The sequence below is a fragment of the Streptomyces phaeofaciens genome, from assembly GCF_014648915.1.
Classification (GTDB): domain Bacteria; phylum Actinomycetota; class Actinomycetes; order Streptomycetales; family Streptomycetaceae; genus Streptomyces; species Streptomyces phaeofaciens.
Window position 1 is genome coordinate 56,240 of sequence record NZ_BMSA01000007.1, and the last position, 17,842, is coordinate 74,081.

The 17,842-nt window shown below is 71.6% G+C and carries 18 protein-coding genes; 10 read left to right on the forward strand and 8 right to left on the reverse strand.

All coding sequences use genetic code 11. The features are described 5' to 3' along the window. Nucleotides 1-7 precede the first annotated feature (7 nt). Complete coding sequence (locus tag IE275_RS14660; RefSeq protein ID WP_189711697.1) at nt 8-1,219, reverse strand: FAD-dependent monooxygenase; 1,212 nt, start codon at nt 1,217-1,219, stop codon at nt 8-10. Nucleotides 1,220-1,575: 356 nt separating this feature from the next. Here IE275_RS14660 and melC1 point away from each other — a divergent pair, with 356 nt between their 5' ends. Next, the gene (gene melC1, locus IE275_RS14665; RefSeq protein ID WP_189711698.1) at nt 1,576-1,962 is read left to right on the forward strand and encodes an apotyrosinase chaperone MelC1; all 387 of its coding nucleotides are present in this window, start codon (nt 1,576-1,578) and stop codon (nt 1,960-1,962) included. Nucleotides 1,963-1,994: 32 nt separating this feature from the next. Next, the gene (melC2, locus tag IE275_RS14670; RefSeq protein ID WP_189711699.1) at nt 1,995-2,816 is read left to right on the forward strand and encodes a tyrosinase MelC2; all 822 of its coding nucleotides are present in this window, start codon (nt 1,995-1,997) and stop codon (nt 2,814-2,816) included. Between the two features lie 110 nt (nt 2,817-2,926). Here the strand turns inward: melC2 and IE275_RS14675 are convergent, their stop codons facing one another. Both IE275_RS14675 and IE275_RS14680 read right to left on the reverse strand, forming a co-directional pair. Next, the gene (locus tag IE275_RS14675) at nt 2,927-3,619 is read right to left on the reverse strand and encodes a ribonuclease H family protein (protein WP_189711700.1); all 693 of its coding nucleotides are present in this window, start codon (nt 3,617-3,619) and stop codon (nt 2,927-2,929) included. Between the two features lie 34 nt (nt 3,620-3,653). Continuing rightward, nucleotides 3,654-4,448, reverse strand: a complete 795-nt coding sequence (locus IE275_RS14680) for a VOC family protein (RefSeq protein ID WP_189711701.1) — start codon at nt 4,446-4,448, stop codon at nt 3,654-3,656. 407 nt (nt 4,449-4,855) lie between these two features. Here IE275_RS14680 and IE275_RS14685 point away from each other — a divergent pair, with 407 nt between their 5' ends. The 4 genes from IE275_RS14685 (at nt 4,856) to IE275_RS14700 (ending at nt 9,346) form a co-directional block, all read left to right on the forward strand. After that, nucleotides 4,856-6,298, forward strand: coding sequence for a family 2B encapsulin nanocompartment shell protein (locus IE275_RS14685; protein WP_189711702.1), 1,443 nt, complete (start codon nt 4,856-4,858; stop codon nt 6,296-6,298). Between the two features lie 16 nt (nt 6,299-6,314). Continuing rightward, nucleotides 6,315-7,367, forward strand: a complete 1,053-nt coding sequence (locus IE275_RS14690) for a family 2 encapsulin nanocompartment cargo protein terpene cyclase (RefSeq protein ID WP_189711703.1) — start codon at nt 6,315-6,317, stop codon at nt 7,365-7,367. Between the two features lie 56 nt (nt 7,368-7,423). After that, nucleotides 7,424-8,296 carry a geranyl diphosphate 2-C-methyltransferase gene (locus IE275_RS14695; protein WP_189711704.1) on the forward strand — a complete coding sequence of 291 codons (873 nt, stop codon included), beginning with the start codon at nt 7,424-7,426 and terminating at the stop codon, nt 8,294-8,296. Nucleotides 8,297-8,449: 153 nt separating this feature from the next. Next, nucleotides 8,450-9,346, forward strand: a complete 897-nt coding sequence (locus IE275_RS14700; protein ID WP_229870240.1) for an aminoglycoside phosphotransferase family protein — start codon at nt 8,450-8,452, stop codon at nt 9,344-9,346. A 21-nt stretch (nt 9,347-9,367) separates the two neighbouring features. On the opposite strand, the gene IE275_RS14705 is transcribed toward IE275_RS14700, so the two are convergent. Further along, entirely contained in the window at nt 9,368-9,850 is a 483-nt protein-coding gene (locus IE275_RS14705) for a VOC family protein (protein ID WP_189711705.1), read from the reverse strand. A 221-nt stretch (nt 9,851-10,071) separates the two neighbouring features. Here IE275_RS14705 and IE275_RS14710 point away from each other — a divergent pair, with 221 nt between their 5' ends. Together IE275_RS14710 and IE275_RS14715 are read left to right on the forward strand one after the other, a co-directional pair. Then, nucleotides 10,072-10,710: an ATP-dependent Clp protease proteolytic subunit gene (locus IE275_RS14710; RefSeq protein WP_189711706.1), complete on the forward strand. Its 639-nt coding sequence runs from the start codon at nt 10,072-10,074 to the stop codon at nt 10,708-10,710. A 1-nt stretch (nt 10,711) separates the two neighbouring features. Further along, complete coding sequence (locus tag IE275_RS14715) at nt 10,712-11,314, forward strand: ClpP family protease (RefSeq protein ID WP_189711707.1); 603 nt, start codon at nt 10,712-10,714, stop codon at nt 11,312-11,314. 61 nt (nt 11,315-11,375) lie between these two features. Here the strand turns inward: IE275_RS14715 and IE275_RS14720 are convergent, their stop codons facing one another. Then, nucleotides 11,376-11,765 carry a helix-turn-helix domain-containing protein gene (locus tag IE275_RS14720; RefSeq protein WP_229870241.1) on the reverse strand — a complete coding sequence of 130 codons (390 nt, stop codon included), beginning with the start codon at nt 11,763-11,765 and terminating at the stop codon, nt 11,376-11,378. A gap of 232 nt (nt 11,766-11,997) precedes the next feature. On the opposite strand from IE275_RS14720, the gene IE275_RS14725 reads away from it, so the two are divergent. Then, nucleotides 11,998-12,885: an RNA polymerase sigma factor SigF gene (locus IE275_RS14725; RefSeq protein WP_189711708.1), complete on the forward strand. Its 888-nt coding sequence runs from the start codon at nt 11,998-12,000 to the stop codon at nt 12,883-12,885. 49 nt (nt 12,886-12,934) lie between these two features. Here IE275_RS14725 and IE275_RS14730 read toward each other — a convergent pair whose 3' ends face one another. Continuing rightward, on the reverse strand, nt 12,935-13,387 hold the full coding sequence (locus IE275_RS14730; protein WP_189711709.1) for an ATP-binding protein: 453 nt from the start codon (nt 13,385-13,387) through the stop codon (nt 12,935-12,937). Nucleotides 13,388-13,600: 213 nt separating this feature from the next. Between IE275_RS14730 and IE275_RS14735 the strand changes: the two genes are divergently transcribed. Then, complete coding sequence (locus tag IE275_RS14735) at nt 13,601-14,869, forward strand: streptophobe family protein (protein ID WP_189711710.1); 1,269 nt, start codon at nt 13,601-13,603, stop codon at nt 14,867-14,869. A gap of 28 nt (nt 14,870-14,897) precedes the next feature. Here IE275_RS14735 and IE275_RS14740 read toward each other — a convergent pair whose 3' ends face one another. After that, nucleotides 14,898-17,240 (reverse strand): FHA domain-containing protein, encoded by a 2,343-nt coding sequence (locus IE275_RS14740; protein WP_189711711.1) that lies wholly within the window; start codon nt 17,238-17,240, stop codon nt 14,898-14,900. Between the two features lie 86 nt (nt 17,241-17,326). Then, entirely contained in the window at nt 17,327-17,737 is a 411-nt protein-coding gene (locus IE275_RS14745; RefSeq protein ID WP_189711712.1) for a hypothetical protein, read from the reverse strand. Nucleotides 17,738-17,842: the final 105 nt, after the last annotated feature.

The window sequence follows — 17,842 nt, forward strand, 5'->3', positions numbered from 1 at the left end:
GGCCGGGCTACTTCCGGGCGGACAGCGCCCGGGTGTGCGCGCTCCTGGCGATCTTCGGGCCCAGCCAGCGCTTGAGGCGGCGCAGGGCCTCCAGCTGCCCGGCGGCCCGGTCCAGCCGGTAGTAGAGCTGGGGCGGGACATAGGGCAGCAGGGGTGAGTGGCGCTGGCCCAGCAGGGCGAACATCCGGTCCGGGGGGAGGTGGATGTAGCGGGTGAGGTTCTCGTACCACTGGGCGCTGTAGCGGGCCGCGCTCTGCGGGGACAGCAGGGCCGAGCGGCGTTCTCGCTCGTAGCGGGCGAGAGCCTGCGGAAGGACAACGTCCTGGCTCAGCGCGTCGGCGAGGGCCATGGCGTCCTCCAGGGCGAGGGTGGTGCCGGCGCCGATGGAGTAGTGGGTGGTGTGGGCGGCGTCGCCGAGCAGGACGAGGTTGTCGTCGTACCAGGCCCGGTTGGTCAGGGTGCGGAAGGTCAGCCACTGGGTGCCGCCGCCGGCCGGGGCGCGGCCGATGAGCGGGTGGCCGTCGAGGATGTGCGCGAAGAGCTTCTCCAGCCGGGCCAGTCCGTCGGCCTCGCTCCCCTCGTCCAGGCCGAGCCCGCTGCGGGTCTCGGGGGCGCACTCGATGACACAGGTGCTCCGCTCCGTGCTGAACGGGTAGCCGTAGCACCAGATCCAGCCGTGCTCGGTCTCCACGAAGGCGAAGGTGAAGGAGTCGAAGACCTTGGTGGTGCCGAGCCAGACGTAGGAGTTGCGGCCGGGCCGGAGTTCGGCGCCGAACCGGTCGGCGCGGCCGGAGCGCAGGGCGCTGTGGACACCGTCGCCGGCCACGACCAGGTCGGCGTCGGGCAGGGCGTCGGCGGTGATCTCGTGCTCGTACTCCAGCCGGACGCCGAGGGCGCGGGCGCGGGCGGCGAGGATCTCCAGGAGCCGGTGACGACCGATGCCGTGCCCCTCGTCGCCCGGCCGGCGGGTCGCCCGGTCCCGGACGTGGGCGACGCCCTGGTTCCAGCGGACGGAGTGCTCCTCGATGGCACGCGCCGACTCGGGGTCGCGGGCGCGCAGCCGGTCGAGGAGTCCCTGCCAGTACGTGACGCCCCAGCCGTAGGTCGAACCCTCCGGGTCGCGTTCGTAGACGGTGACGTCGTGGGACGGGTCCTGCCGCTTGAGCAGGATCGAGAGATACAGGCCGGCGGGCCCGCCGCCGACACAGGCGACCTTCACGCACACCCCTAGAAGCTACCAGACGTGATTGATTGACGACGCAGGGTAGCAGGGCGGGAGAGGCCTCCGAGGCCGCCCCAGGACCGTGATCACGTCACTTTCCGCACGTGAGCCACACCACCGCGGGCGCGCACTCGAGCGAAAGACCACCGGAACAGGCGTCCCCACGGAAAGGAATTGCCCCTTCCGCCCGGCGGCGAGGTCCGGCCCGAGCAAGATCATCTTCGTTCAACATTGCACGACACATCATTAATTGTCCGGATCGGACCCAACCGGTCACGGCCGATTTCTCCCCCTCTCGGACCGGTCGATAGGCATGCGGAGTCGTCAACCCAACGCACTCCAGGAGATCCCGTATGCCGGAACTCACCCGTCGTCACGCGCTCGCCGTCGCGGCCGCCCTCACCGCCGCCGCCCCGCTCGCCGCCGTCCCCGCCGCCCGCGCCGACGACGACGGCCACCACCACGGCGGCACCCCCGGCTCCCCGGCCGCCTTCGACGAGATCTACAAGGGCCGCCGGATACAGGGCCGGCCGGCCTCCGGGGGCGGCCACCACCACCACGGCGACGGCGGCTACGGCGTATTCGTGGACGGGGTCGAACTGCACGTGATGCGCAACGCCGACGGCTCGTGGATCAGCGTGATCAGCCACTACGACCCGGTGACCACCCCGCGGGCCGCCGCCCGGGCCGCGGTCGACGAGCTCCAGGGCGCCCCGCTCCTCCCCTTCCCCGCCAACTGACCCACTCCCCCGCACACTTGGAGCACCCGCACATGACCGTCCGCAAGAACCAGGCGTCCCTGACCGCCGAGGAGAAGCGCCGCTTCGTCGCCGCCCTCCTCGAACTCAAGCGCAACGGCCGCTACGACGCCTTCGTCACCACGCACAACGCGTTCATCATGGGAGACACCGACAACGGCGAGCGCACCGGCCACCGTTCACCGTCCTTCCTGCCCTGGCACCGCAGATTCCTGCTGGAGTTCGAGCGGGCGCTCCAGTCGGTGGACGCGTCGGTGGCGCTGCCCTACTGGGACTGGTCCACCGACCGTTCGACGCGTTCCTCCCTGTGGGCGCCGGACTTCCTCGGCGGCACCGGGCGCAGCCGGGACGGTCAGGTGATGGACGGGCCGTTCGCCGCGTCGAAGGGCAACTGGCCGATCAACGTCCGGGTGGACGGCCGCACCTATCTGCGGCGGGCGCTGGGAGCGGGCGTCCGCGAACTGCCCACCCCCGCCGAGGTCGACTCGGTGCTGGCGATGGCGACGTACGACATGGCGCCCTGGAACAGCGCCTCCGACGGCTTCCGCAACCATCTGGAGGGGTGGCGCGGGGTCAATCTGCACAACCGGGTGCATGTCTGGGTCGGCGGGCAGATGGCGACCGGGGTCTCCCCCAACGACCCGGTGTTCTGGATGCACCACGCCTACATCGACAAGCTGTGGGCGGAGTGGCAGCGCCGGCACCCCGGGTCCCCGTACCTGCCGGGCGGCGGTACGCCGAACGTCGTCGACCTCGGCGAGACGATGAAGCCGTGGAACGACACCACCCCGGCGGCCCTGCTCGACCACACCGCCCACTACACCTTCGACGCCTGATCGATCAGGCCTTGGGCCGTGTTCGCGAAGTCCCGCCCGGATCGCGGCGCCCGGACACGGCCCAGGTCGTGTCCGCAAGGTCCCGTCCGGCTCGCGACGCCCGACACGGCCTAGGCCGTCCGGCACTCCGGGTGGCCCCAGCCCTCGGCGTTCTTGGCGATCGGCTCACCGGCCGCGTAGGAACGGCCGCACATACAGCGGCCGGGGAACTTGGCCTTGATCGTGCGCGCGGACGAACCGCCGCTTCGCCGGGGCGACTTGGCCCCGGCGGAACGGCCCGCCTTCGGCTTCGGGGTGTCCGGCGAGGGCGGCGGCACGGGGGAGCCCTGCGCGCTGCCGGCCGCCTGCTGCACGACGGCCGCCTGGCTCGCGGCCCGGTCGGCGAAGTCGTTCAGCGGATCGCCGTCGACCTGGTGGGCGGGGACGTAGCGGAAGTCGACCGAGCGGCCGTCGAGCAGCTCGTCGATACGGACGACCAGTTCCTGGTTGGCGACCGGCTTGCCGGCGGAGGTCTTCCAGCCGTTGCGCTTCCAGCCGGGCAGCCAGGTGGTGACGGCCTTCATGGCGTACTGCGAGTCCATCCTGACCTCGAGCGGTACGTCCGGGTCGGTCGCCGCCAGCAGCTGTTCCAGGGCGGTGAGTTCGGCGACGTTGTTGGTGGCCCGGCCCAGCGGCCCCGCCTCCCAGCGGTCCGGTGCCTCCGAGTCGTCGGCGACCACCCAGGCCCAGCCGGCCGGTCCCGGGTTCCCCTTGGAAGCCCCGTCGCACGCGGCCACAACACGTTCACGCATGGGCACGATCATGCCATGGCCGCGCGAGGGCTCCGGCCGCCCGGCCTCACACGGGCGTGGTCCTCGGGACCTCGCCCTCCGTCGTCCCGAGGTCGATCACGGAGAAGTTCGCGCCCTGCGGGTCGGTGAGCGCCGCGAAGCGCCCGAAGGGGCTGCTCATCGGCCCGAAGCGCAGGACACCGCCGAGCTTCGTCGCCTTGGCGACGGCGTCGTCGCAGTCGGGGACCACGAAGTAGACGTTGACGTACGACGGCACCTCGGGCGGGAAGTCGTCCGTCATCTTCATCCGGCCCAGTACCGTGTCGTCGCCGACGTTGAAGAGACGGAAGTCGATCGCGTCGTCCTCCATCTGCTGCGCCGTGTAGGGGAAGACCGTGGTGAAGAACCGGTCCGCCTTCTCGGGTTCGCGGGTGAAGACCTCGGCCCAGCCGTAGCCGCCCGGGACGCCCTGCGCCTCGAAGCCCTCGTGGGTGCCGGCCTGCCAGACGCCGAAGACCGCGCCGCTGGGCTCACGGCCCAGGCACATCGTGCCGAAGTCGCCGACCTGCATCGGTTCCATCAGCACCTCGCCGCCGGCGGCACGGATCTTCGCGGCGGTCGCGGCGGCGTCCGGGGAGGCGAAGTACAGGCACCACTGCGACTGCCCCTCCTGGCCGGGCATGGGCGGGACGACGGCGGCGGCCGCCTTGCCGTCGGCGTAGGCCTGGGTGTAGTTGCCGTACTCCGACGACGACTCGCCGAAGGTCCAGCCGAGGACGTCTCCGTAGAAGCTCTTGGCGCCCTCGACGTCGCTGAACATCGCGTCGGCCCAACAAGGGGTTCCCTCTGGTTGTACGGCCATGACCGCAGCCTTCCGCTGAGATGACTCTGTCCGGTTCCTCACGCTATCCACCCACCCGGCGGCTCGCGCGCCGAACCGCCCCTCAGGGCCGGTCCCGGGCAGGAGCGGGCCCGGACGTGACGGGACGTGACCGACCGGCGTCGACCGTTCCCGGCTCCGTCCCTCGATCCGGTGAACGACCCGTTCCACGCCTGTGATCGCGGGCGTGCGGAAGCGCGCAGGACACGGGGTTGTGCCCATGGGGCACCGCCCGCCCCGTGCGGCACGGTCCGCACCCCGTGGCGCACGAACCCGCCCCTTTCACGCCGTACCCCTCCGTCACACAGAGTGCTTGGCTGGTGCCGCGGATCACCGAACCGATCTTCACCCCCCATCCGCTCATCTCCGTGCACCTTCCTGGAGGGAATGTGTCCACACCGGACAGCGCCACCGGTCCCGCCCTCGACGAACACGCCCCCGAACCCTCCGCCGACGGGCAGCTCACCAGCCTCAGCACCCAGGCCGCCCGCCAGCTCGCCACCACCCACAAGTCCGAGCCCCAGATGCAGGCCATCAGCTCGCGCTGGCTGCTGCGCATGCTGCCCTGGGTGGACGTCAAGGGCGGCACGTACCGGGTCAACCGGCGGCTCCAGCTGAAGGTGGGCCGGGGCCGGGTGCAGTTCGAGCAGAACGGCGGGAACGACATCCGGGTCATCCCGCAGACGCTCACCGAGCTGCCCACCCTGCGCGGCTATTCCGACAACGGCACGCTGGGCGAGCTCGCCTCCCGCTTCCAGCCCCGGGAGGTCCGGGCCGGCCAGGTGATCGTCGAGGCGGGGCAGCCGGTCACGGAGGCCTATCTCGTCGTGCACGGCCGGTTCACCCGCTTCGCCGCCGGCAAGTACGGCGAGGAGGAGGTCGTCGGCGTCGTCTCCGGGGGCGACCATCTGGGCGAGGAGGCGGTCGGCCAGGACGATCCGCTGTGGCTGACCTCGGTCCGCGCGGACACCGCGGGTGTACTGCTGGCGCTGCCCTGGGACGTGCTGCGCGAGTTCGTCGGCCGGGTGCCGTCCCTCGCGGCACACCTGGAGGCCTACGCCGAGCGGCAGCGGCGCCCCATGAACCGCAAGGGCGAGGCGGACCTGCCGCTCCAGGCCGGCCATGTCGGCGAGCCCACGCTGTCGGCCGGCTTCGTCGACTACGACCTCTCGCCGCGCGAGTACGAGCTGTCGCTGACCCAGACCGTGCTGAAGGTCCACACCCGGGTCGCCGACCTCTACAACAGCCCGATGAACCAGACCCAGCAGCAGCTCCGCCTCACGGTCGAGGAGATCCGTGAGCGCCAGGAGTGGGAGCTGGTGAACAACCGGGAGTTCGGGCTGCTGAACAACATCGACTACGGGCAGCGGGTGAGTTCCTTCACCGGGCCGCCGACCCCGGACGACATGGACGAACTGCTGTCGATGCGGCGCAAGACCAAGCTGTTCCTGGCTCATCCCAAGGCGATCGCGGCCTTCTTCCGGCAGTGCAACCGGCGCGGTCTGGTCCCGGGCACGGCGAACGTCGAGGGGCACGAGATCCCGGCCTGGCGCGGGGTGCCGATCTTCCCGTGCAACAAGATCCCGATCACCGAGCAGCACACCAGCAGCATCATCGCGCTGCGCACCGGTGAGGGCGACCAGGGGGCCGTGGGCCTGTACCAGACGGGGCTCCCCGAGGAGTTCCAGCCCGGCCTGAACGTGCGGTTCATGGGGATCGACCCCAACTCGATCATCCGCTACCTCGTCACGGCGTACTACTCGATGGCGCTGCTGGTGCCCGACGCGGCCGGAGTTCTGGAGAACGTCCAGGTCGGCCGGGCGGCCGAGTGAGGACGGGGAGTACGCGATGAGCACGCCCCCGAGCACCGCGAGCGCGCTGCCCGGCCCGCCGAACCTCGCCGCCTCCCTGCGGGCCCGGCGCGGCGGCGCGATCCCCGGACTGCGGTACCGGGAGGTCGCCCCCGCCGACCCGGAGAAGGCGGCGGAGGTGGACCGCCGGCTGGAGGAGTGGGCCCAGGCCCTGGAGCTGTTCCCGAAGGCCTGGAACGGGGACTTCGCGGGGTTCCAGTTCGGCCGTGCCGTGGTGCTCCAGCATCCCGGCGCGGCCGATCCGGAGCGCCTCACCGTCGCCGGAAAGCTGCTGCTTGCGGAGAACATCGTCGACAACTGCTACTGCGAGGAGGACGAGGACAAGGGCGGTTCGCGCAGTGGCCTGGGCGGCCGGCTGATCATCGCCCAGTCGGCGCTCGACCCCTACCACGGCCCGCCCGGCCTCCAGGAGGAGTGGGCACGCGGAGTGCAGGCCGACGGACCGCTGCGCTCGTACCACTGGGCGCTGAAGGACTTCGGGGCACTGGCCACCCCCAGTCAGACCGACCGCTTCGTGCACGACATCGCCCGGCTCCACCTCGGCTACCTCGGCGAGGCGGCCTGGGGGGAGGCGGGATACGTGCCGCGGATCTGGGAGTACCTGGTGATGCGGCAGTTCAACAACTTCCGGCCGTGTCTGTCGATCGTCGACGCGATCGACGGGTACGAACTGCCCGAGCCGCTGTACGCGCGCCCGGAGATCCAGCGGGTCACGGCGCTCGCCTGCAACGCCACCACGATCGTCAACGACCTGTACTCCTTCACCAAGGAGCTGGCGTCCGATCCGACCCACCTCAATCTGCCGCAGGTCGTCGCCGCCAACGACCGGTGCGGTCTGAAGGCCGCCTATCTGAAGTCGGTCGAGCTCCACAACCAGATCATGGAGGCGTTCGAGGAGGAGTCCGCCCTGCTCGCCGCCACCTCACCGCTCGTCGAGCGCTACCTCCAAGGGCTGTCGGACTGGGTGGCCGGCAACCACGCGTGGCACTCGACCAACACCCACCGCTACCACCTTCCGAACTACTGGTGAACAGCGCGTCTTTGACGCCACGTCATATACAGCATCGCAAGGAGTCACCGTTGACCATGACCACCGACGCCCTCGCCGCGACCGTGCAGCTGCCGACCCAGTCCGTCTACCAGGGCCGCGTCGCGGACTACTGGAACGCCGAGGAGAACGCGGTCAACCTCGAGCTGGGGCGGATCGACGACCTCTACCACCATCATTACGGCATCGGCGCCGCCGACCGGACGGTGCTCGACGAGCCCGACCCCGGCCTGCGCAAGGAGCGGGTCACCGCCGAGCTGCACCGGCTGGAGCACGCCCAGGCCGAGGTGCTCGCCTCCCGGCTCGGCCCGCTCACCCCCGACGACCGGGTCTTCGACGCGGGCTGCGGGCGCGGCGGCGGCAGTGTGACGGCCCATCTGCGCCACGGCTGCCACGCGGACGGCGTGACCATCTCCGCCAAGCAGGCCGCGTTCGCGAACGAACAGGCCCGTAAGCGGGGCATCGACGACAAGGTGCGCTACCACCACCGCAACATGCTGGACACCGGCCTGGAGACGGGCGCGTACGCGGCCTCGTGGAACAACGAGTCGAGCATGTACGTCGAGCTGGACCTGCTCTTCGCCGAGCACGCCCGGCTGCTGCGCCGCGGCGGGCGGTACGTCGTCATCACCGGCTGCTACAACGACACCTACGGACAGGCCTCGCGGGAGGTGTCGCTCATCAACGCCCACTACATCTGCGACATCCACCCGCGTTCGGAGTACTTCCGGGCGATGGCCCGCAACCGGCTGGTGCCGGTCCATGTGGAGGACCTCACCGAGGCGACCATCCCGTACTGGGAGCTGCGGAGCGAGGCCGAGCATCTGGTCACCGGCATCGAGGAAACGTTCCTGACCGCTTACAAGAACGGCAGCTTCCAGTATCTGATGATCGCGGCGGACCGGGTCTGAGACCGGGTGGTGCTCCCGCCTCCGAAGGGGGCGGGGCCCGTCTCCGTGGTGGTGCTCCCGGCTCCGGGAGGGGCGGGAGCACCACCCTCCGCCGAGTCCCCCGGCCCGCAATTCGCTGGACAGCGTGAGCATCGGTCACCTGGAATGTGCCGCATGGCTGCCATGAGGATGCGTGCGGACGAGGTGGACATCGACGCCCCACTGGTGGCCCGGCTGGTCGCCGCCCGGTTTCCGCGGTGGGCGGGGCTGCCGGTGGCGCGGCTGGCGTCCTCGGGAACCGAGAACGCCATGTTCCGGCTGGGCACCGACAAGGTCGTACGGCTCCCCCGGCATCCCGGCGCCGTGGAGAGCGTGGCGCACGAGCAGCGTTGGCTGCCCCGGCTGGGCCCGCTGCTGGGGGTCGCCGCGCCGGTGCCGCTGGGGCTCGGCGGCCCGGGCGAGGGCTTCGCGTGGCCGTGGTCCGTGTACGCGTGGCTGGACGGCCACAACCCGGTCGCCGGCGCCGTCGAGCGGCCGGAGCGGCTCGCCGCGGACCTGGGGGCGTTCGTGGCCGGGCTGCGCGCCGTCGACGCGGCGGACGGACCGCCGAACCCCCGCGGGGTGCCGCTGGCCGAGCGGGACGCGCCCACACGGGACGCCATCGCCGCGCTGGCGGGGCGGATCGACACCGACGCGGTCACCGCGCTGTGGGGGCAGGCGCTGGAGGTAGCGGGGCGCGCCGGGCCGCCGGTGTGGGCGCACGGTGACCTGTCACCGGGAAACGTGCTGGTCGCGGACGGCCGGCTGGCCGGGGTGATCGACTTCGGCACGGCGGGGGTGGGCGATCCGGCGGTCGACCTGATCGTGGCCTGGAACCTGCTGCCCGCGTCGGCCCGCGGCACCTTCCGGGAGGCGGTCGGCGCGGACGACGACGAGTGGGCGCGCGGCCGGGGGTGGGCTCTGTCGATCTCGCTGATCCAGCTGCCGTACTACTGGCGGACCAATCCGCCGCTGGCGGCGAACTCCCGGCATGTGATCGGGGAGATCCTGGCCGAGACCGGGTCCCGTTAGCGCGCCCGGGCACCGCGGTGCCTACACGCCGTCGTAGGCCTTCTGGAGGGCGGCGACGTCGAGCTTGCCCATGGCGAGCATGGCCTTCATGGCCCGGGCGGACTTCTCCTGGTCGCCGCCGGTGATCATGTCCATGAGCGCGGCCGGGACGACCTGCCAGGACACGCCGTACTTGTCCTTGAGCCAGCCGCAGGGGCCGGGCTCGCCGCCGCCTTCGAGGAGCTTGTCCCAGTAGAAGTCGACCTCCGCCTGGTCGGCGCAGTCGATCTGGAACGAGATCGCCTCGTTGAACGTGAACTGGGGGCCGCCGTTCAGCGCGACGAACTTCTGGCCGTTCGCCGTGAATTCCACGGTGAGCACGGCCCCGGCGGTGCCCGGCCCGGCGTCGGTGTAGTGCGTCACGTTCCCGAGCCCGGAGTTCTTGAAGATCGACACGTAGTGGTGGGCGGCTTCCTCGGCCTGGCCGTCGAACCAGAGACACGTGGTGAATCCGTCGGTGGTCATGAGTACCTCCTGCGGTGGGGAACGCGGTCTTCAGTGTCGACCCCCGCCCGCCCCGGAACTCATCGGTCGGGCCGCGGCGTTCCTCCGGCCGCCGCGCCCGAGGAGCCGGGCCGGGTGCTCTGCCCTGGGCGAATCTGCCGCGGGCAGAGAAACCGCGTGCGGGCGTCGGGTTGGGCCAAGAGTGGAGTCGACGGCATGTCCCGCGACGACGAGGAGACCCGATGACCCCGCGCACCCTGCTCGCTCCACGGGCCGAGGAGGGCGACACCCCGCCCACCCGGTTCGACGACCATCTCGCCGCCCAGCTGCTGGCCCAGCGCATCGTCCTCCTCGGCACCCAGGTCGACGAGGTCTCCGCGAACCGGGTCTGCGCGCAGCTGCTCATCCTGTCGGCGGAGGACCCGCGCACCGACATCGCCCTGTACATCAACAGCCCGGGCGGTTCGGTGCACGCGGGGCTGGCCATCTACGACACGATGCGGCTGGTCCCCAACGACGTCTCGACGCTCGCCATGGGGTTCGCGGCCAGCATGGGCCAGTTCCTGCTCAGCGTCGGCACCCCCGGCAAGCGGTTCGCGCTGCCGAACGCGCGGATCATGATGCATCAGCCGTCGGCCGGGATCGGCGGCACCACCGCGGACATCGAGATCCAGGCGGAGAACCTGGACTTCACCAAGCGCACCATCGAGCGGATCACCGCGGAGCACACCGGCCAGTCCCCGCAGACCATCTCCGCGGACGGGGACCGCGACCGCTGGTTCACGGCCGAGGAGGCCAAGGAGTACGGCATGGTGGACCGGGTGGTGGAGTCGCTCGCCGACGTCCGCCCGGCCTCGACGCGACGACGGGCAGGGCTGTGACATGGGGACGTACACGATTCCGAACGTCGTCGAGCGGACCCCGCAGGGCGAGCGGTCCTACGACGTGTTCAGCCGGCTGCTGTCGGAGCGGATCATCTTCCTCGGCACGGAGATCGACGACGGCGTCGCCAACGTCGTCATCGCGCAACTCCTCCATCTGGAATCGGCGGCGCCGGAGCAGGAGATCGCGATCTACCTCAACTCCCCCGGCGGCTCGTTCACTTCGCTGATGGCGATCTACGACACGATGACGTACGTACGGGCGCCGATCTCGACGTTCTGCGTGGGGCAGGCGGCGTCCACGGCTGCCGTGCTGCTCGCGGGCGGCGACCCGGGGCGGCGGTTCGTGCTGGAGCACGCGCGGGTGCTGCTGGGGCAGCCGGCCAGTGGCGGCAGCCGGGGCACGGTCTCCGATCTCGCGCTCCAGGCCCAGGAGATGATCCGGATCCGCGCGCAGGTGGAGGAGGTGCTGGCCCGGCACACGCACCACGACATCGCCACACTGCGTGCGGACATGGACCGCGACAAGGTGTTCACGGCGCAGGAGGCGGTGGCGTACGGGCTGGCCGACGAGGTCGTGAGCCGACGCGTCGTCGAGGGCTGAGCCGGGCGCCGGAGGGCGCCGGAACTTCCTGATTCCGGCGCCCGGGGCACCCGGGCCGGTGTCAGGCGGCCAGGCAGAGGCCGTTGTACGGCGCGGTGGTCGTCGTAGGGATGCGGGCGGGCCGTCGGCCGGGGGCGCGCACCAGTTCGCCGTGCGCCCGCGCGAGCAGGTCGCCGAGGCTCAGGCCGAGGGCGTGGGCGGCGGCCGCGAGGACCTCCGAGGAGGCCTCCTTCCGGCCCCGCTCCACCTCCGACAGGTAGGGCATGGAGATCCGGGCCTCGTCGGCGACGTCCTTCAGCGTGCGCTCCTGTGCCTGGCGCTCGCGGCGCAGGACGTCTCCGACCAGGTCGCGCCAGAGCGGCTCCCTGGGGGCGTCCTGCCCGGGGGTGGGGCGCGCGGCGGGCGGGCGCAGCGGGATCACTCGGGCGGCGTTCGGCATCTGATCGGTCACCTCTCCAGCCTAGGAGCGCGGCCCGTCACGGGAAGTGTCCGGCGTTGCGCTCTCGGTGGAATCGGGCCTGCGGCGTCCTCCCCGCGCCGTCCTCCGACACCGTCTTCACGACATCGGCACGCATGCCTCGGCCGAGGCGGGGTACCCGCCCCCTTGAGCGGGTGCGCCTGTGCGTTTCCGCTCACGGACCGAGAGCAGCAGACGTCGAACCGTGACTTCCTTGGGAGAGGCAATGCACACCGCCGTGATCCGGTCAGAGGCACAGGTCATCGAGGACACAGCCAGGACCAGCACGGACGGCGCACCCCTGCCGGGAGTCGAGGACCCGCGGAGTGTGGCGCCGCGCGATGCCCGGGAGTTGTCCCGCCAGTTCTTCAAGCGGCTGTCCGTGCTGGAAGAGGGCACCCATGACTACCAGTACGCGCGCAACACGCTCATCGAGATGAACATGTCCCTGGTGCGGTTCGCGGCCGGCCGGTTCCGCAACCGCGGGGACGACATGGAGGACATCGTCCAGACCGGGATGATCGGCCTGATCAAGGCCATCGACCGGTTCGAGATCTCGCGCGAGGTGGAGTTCACGTCCTTCGCCCTGCCGTACATCGTCGGCGAGATCAAGCGGTTCTTCCGGGACACCACCTGGGCCGTGCACGTGCCGCGCCGGCTCCAGGAGCTGCGCGTGGAGCTGGCCAAGGCGCGCGACGAGCTGGCCGGCCGGCTGGACCGGGAGCCGACGGTGACGGAGCTGGCCACACTGATGAACATCGCGGAGAACGAGGTCGTGGAGGCGCAGATCGCCGCCAACGGCTACAACTCCTCCTCGCTCGACGCCGCGCTCACCGGCGACGGGGCCGAGAGCGGCGAGGCGGTCCTCGCCGACTTCATCGGGGTGGAGGAGAACGGGCTGCGGCTCGTGGAGGACTTCCACGCGCTCGCGCCCCTGATGGCCGAGCTGAGCGAACGCGACCGGCGGATCCTGCATCTGCGGTTCGTCGAGGAGGCCACGCAGGCGGAGATCGGCGAGCGGCTCGGCTGCTCCCAGATGCATGTGTCCCGCCTGATCAAGCGGATCATCACCCGGCTCCGGGAGGGAATGCTGGGTGAGCTGGGCTGCGCCTGAGGCCTGAGACCGACGCCCCCGGAGCAGGGGGCGTCGGCATGCCCGGTGATCAATCCGTCAGCCGCAGCAGGGCACGAACCCGCTTGCCGACCGGTACGCGTTCGGCGGTGACCTCCGCGGCCAGCGCGTGCACGATCTCCAGCCCGTGCCGTCCGATGCGCTCGGGATCCTTCGGGAACCGCAGGGGCAGCGCGTCGCTGCTGTCGTAGACGCACACCGTGACCGAGGCGTCCGTGCCCTCCATCTCCAGGATGTACGGGCCGTTGCTGTGCCGGTCGGCGTTGGTGACCAGCTCGCTGACCACGAGCAGCACCGCGCCGCTCGCGCGCTCGTCGATGCGCGCGCACCACTCTGTCCTGAGCTGGTCGACAAAGTGGGCGGCGAAGGTACGTGCCTCGGCGATACAACCGGGTTCACCGGTGAAGTGCGCCGCCCGCCGTAGCGGTTCCACGGGTACGTCGAAACCAGTCGGTATCACTGCCCCGTCCAGGAATTCGGTCATGCTGTTCTCTCTCGGAGGCCGGGCTGGCCGGACGCTGCTGCATCTGTGCTCGTACCCCGTGCCGCGCTCGACAGTCCCCGTCTCCTTCACCCCGTGCGCGGCGGGTCCCGCGAGCGAGCGGACTCCGGTGCTCCGGTCGGGTGACGCCCGCGCGCCGACGCGGACGGCCCCTCCCGGCGGGCGAGCGGCCCCGGTGCTGCTTAGCGTGGCAGGGTGAGCGCCCACAACCCCTCCGACCAGGCACGAATCGCCCGCCACGGCTGGGTCGCGGCGTTCGGCACGGCCCTCGCCGGGCTGGTCGCCATGCTGGCCGTGGCCGCCCTGGGCCTGTGGGCCGCCGGTGCCGCGGACCTGCCCGAAAGCGCGTTCCCCCGGGTGGTCGCGGCGACCGTCGTCACGGCCGTCGGCGGCACGGTGGAGCTGTCCGGGACCGCCGGAGACCTCGCCGGCACGGACGCCGGGCTGACCGTGGTGCCGCTCTCCGTCACCCTCGCCGGGGCGCTCGTGACCGCCGCCGGGTTCCTTCGGCCGCTACGGCACCGGGCGGTGGCCGGGGCCCGGGAGCTGGCCGGCTGGGCGGCCCGGATCGGCGTGCTGTGGCTGCTCGGCCTGCTCGCCCTGGCCCTCGCGGCCCGCCAGACCTTCGCGGTCTCCCTCGGCGACGACACGCTGAACGACATCGGTGAACTGTTCGGGGTCAGCCCGCAGGTCGGCTTCGCCACGGACGTGCCGCTCACCCTGCTGTCCGGGCTGCTGTGGCTGGCCTCCGTGCTGCTGATCGCGCTGCTCGTCGCGCGCGGGGCTCCGCTGCCGGCCCGGCTCCTGCGCTTCCAGGAGTCGGTGCGGCCGGCCGCGTACGCGATGGTCGCGCTGCTGCTCGCCTGTGTCGTGCTGGGGGTCGTCATCGCTCTGGTGGTCGCGGCGACCCGCGGCCGTCCGCGGGAGACCCTGGCGGTCGTCCTGCTGGGGCTGCCCAACCTGGTGTGGCTGACGTTCACGGTCGGGCTCGGCGCCACCTGGAACGGCAGGGTGGAGGGGCCGTTCGGGCTGCCCGTGCCGCACGTGCTGGACGAGGTGCTGCGCGGCGAGGACACCGCCGCGCTGAACCTGGGCACGCTCGCCGAGCAGGACGGCCGGGTGTGGTGGCTGGTCGCCGTGGACGCCGTACTGCTGCTGGCGGCCGCGTTCGTGATGGCGGCCCGCTCACCGGCGCGGATGCGTGCCTGGCAGCACGCCGCGCACATGGCGGTGGCGCTGGTGCTCACGGTCCTGATGATCTGCCTGACCGGCCGGGTCTCCGCGCACTACGGCCTGACCGTGCTCGGTATCGGCGATGTCGGCGGGCTCTCGGGTGAGCTGGTCCTGCGCCCGCGGGTGTGGCAGGCGCTCGGTCTCGCCGCGCTGTGGGGGCTGGTCACCGGGTTCCTGGGCGGACTGCTGGCGCGGCCGGTGCACCGGCGGGGACAGGCACGAGCGCCCTGAGGGGCCCCGCGCCGCACGGCGTCCCCCGTCACGATCGGCGCATCACGGCGGGTTCCCTGCGGCGCAGCAGCCGGGAGACGGCGAACCCGAACACCGCCGAGAGGACCACGAGCATCGCCACGTCGAGCAGCCACACGCCCACCGTGTGCTCGAACAGGGGATCCGCGGTGATGTCCCCGGGGACGGTCCGGGACAGCTCGATGGTGCCGGCCATCGCGCCGAGCGCCCAGCGGGAGGGCACGAGCCAGGACAGCTGCGCCAGGCCGGGCACCCCGTCCAGCTTCAGCAGGGCACCGCAGAACACCACCTGGACGATGGCGAGCAGCACCAGCAGCGGCATCGTCACCTCCTCCTTGCGGACGAGCGCGGAGATCACCAGGCCGAGCATCATCGCGGTGAAGCCGAGCAGGGCCACGGCCACGGCGATCTCGACCAGCGGTGGCAGCAGGACTCCTTCTCCGCCGGGGGCGCCGAGATCGACGCCGAGCAGGGCGACGAGGGTCAGCACCACCGCCTGGACGACGGTGACCGTGCCGAGGACGACGACCTTGGACATCAGGTACGCCGACCGGGAGAGGCCGACGGCCCGCTCGCGCTGGTAGATCACCCGTTCCTTGACGAGTTCGCGCACGGCGTTGGCCGCGCCGGTGAGGACTCCGCCGACGCACAGGATGAGCAGCGCGTTGAGCGCGGTGTCGCGGGTGAGCGTGCCGCCGGCGAGGGCGCGGGCCATGGCACCCATCACGAACGGCAGCGCGATCATGACGGCGAGGAAGGTGCGGTCGGCGGCGAGCGCGGCCGTGTAGCGGCGGACCAGGGTGAAGAGCTGGGCGCCCCGGCTGCGGGGCCGGGCCGGCGGCAGCATGATCACCGGACCGGAGCGGGGCATCCTGGGCTGTGCGTCGGCGTCGAGGACGTACCGGCGGTGCAGGGGTGACCGGAGAAACTCGCCCGCCCAGTCCCGGTCCTGGTCGCGTTCGAAGGCCTCGAACGCCTCGGGCCACTGTTCGCAGCCGAAGAAGGCGAGGGCGTCGCCGGGCGGGCCGTAGTAGGCGACCCGGCCGCCGGGCGCGAGGACGAGGAGGCGGTCGCAGACGTCGAGGCTGAGGACGCTGTGGGTGACGACGACGACCGTGCGGCCGTCGTCGGCGAGGCCGCGCAGCATGTGCATCACCGAGCGGTCCATGCCGGGGTCGAGGCCGGACGTCGGCTCGTCGAGGAAGAGCAGCGAGGGTTTGGTGAGCAGCTCCAGGGCGACGCTGACTCGTTTGCGCTGGCCGCCGGAGAGGCTGTGCACGGGCTGGTCGGCGCGCTGCTCCAGGCCCAGTTCGCGGATGACCTCGTCGACCCGTTCACGGCGCTCGGCGTTCGCGGTGTCCTGCGGGAAGCGCAGTTCGGCGGCGTAGCCGAGGGCGGCGCGCACGGTCAGCTGGGCGTGCAGGATGTCGTCCTGCGGGACCAGTCCGATGCGCTGACGCAGTTCGGCGTAGTCGTGGTACAGGTCGCGGCCGTCGTACACGACCGTGCCGTGGTCGGCGGGGCGCTGGCCGGTGAGGGCGCCGAGCAGGGTGGACTTTCCGGCGCCGCTGGGTCCGACGACGGCGAGCAGGCACTTCTCGCCCACCGGGAAGGACACGTGGTCGAGCAGGACCTTGCGGCCGCGGTCCACCGCGACGGTGAGGTCCTGGACGTCGAGGGAGACCTCGCCGGTGTCGACATACTCCTGGAGCTCGTCGCCGACCAGGCAGAACGCCGAGTGGCCGATGCCGACGATGTCCCCGGGGCCGACGGGGGCGCGGGAGACGGGCAGGCCGTTGAGGTAGGTGCCGTTGTGGCTGCCGAGGTCGACGATCTCGTAGCCGCCCCCGGGCAGCGCGCGCAGTTCGGCGTGCCGGCGCGAGATCACCAGGTCGTCGACGACGAGGTCGTTGTCGGCGGCCCGCCCGATGCGGACGGTCCGGGTCGGCAGCGGATGGACGGTCGCCGGTGAACGGAAGGTGCCGGTGTGACCGGGCATCGACACGGACGAGGGGCGCGGGGGTGCGGGCGGGGGGCGGTCGGCCAGGACGGCGCACGGGCCGTCCGCCTCACTGCCGAAGCGGATCACGCTGCCGGGGCCGACGGCCCATTCACGGACCCGGTGGGCGTCGACCCAGGTGCCGTTGGTGCTGTGCCGGTCCTCGAGGATCCAGTGGTCGCCGTCGGGCCGCAGCACCGCGTGGTGCCAGCTGACGCGGGCGTCGTCGATGACGATGTCGCTGAGCGGATCCCGGCCGACGTGGTAGGCGCGGGCGGGACTCATCACCGTGGAGCCCGTCTCGGTCTCCAGCACGAGTTCGGGCGCCGTCGAGGCGAGAGGCCGCTCCACCATGCGCCGAATTCTATAGATTCACCTGTTTGACCGCCCTACGGAAGGAGACGTATTCGCCGCTGCGCCGGCGTCCGACGGAACGACCGTCAGCCGACGGGGAGAACGAGCGCCGGCAGGGTCCGCTGCATGCGCAGCGCGTCCACGGACTCGGCGAGCAGCTCGTACTCGGTGGTGTCGTCGCTGAGCGCGATCCGGACCAGTCGGCCGCCCGCCAACTCGTCGGCCACCAGCTCCTGTTGCTCCATGTCGGCACACCAGGCCCGCAGCAGGGCGGGGACGTCCGGTACGGTATCGCCGACCGGTACGAGGGCGTTCGGCGGGATGTTCTCGCCTTCGGGCCGCGGGTCGAGCCGTTCGGCCATCCAGGAGGCCCGGTCCCGCAGCCACCACAGGGCCAGCGCCAGGGTCGGCGCGCGATAGGTGCCGAGCGGTACGCCGATACGCCGGCCGTCGCAGACGCCGTACGCGGTGACATGGCACAGGAATTCGTCGTGCACGTCCCTCTCCCCCGGTGCTCGTTTGCCGGCTGGGCCTCGCTTTCCGTGCGGCTCCTGTGGGACGAACTGCCCCTGACGTTCGAGTATGTTCACTGCTGAAACACT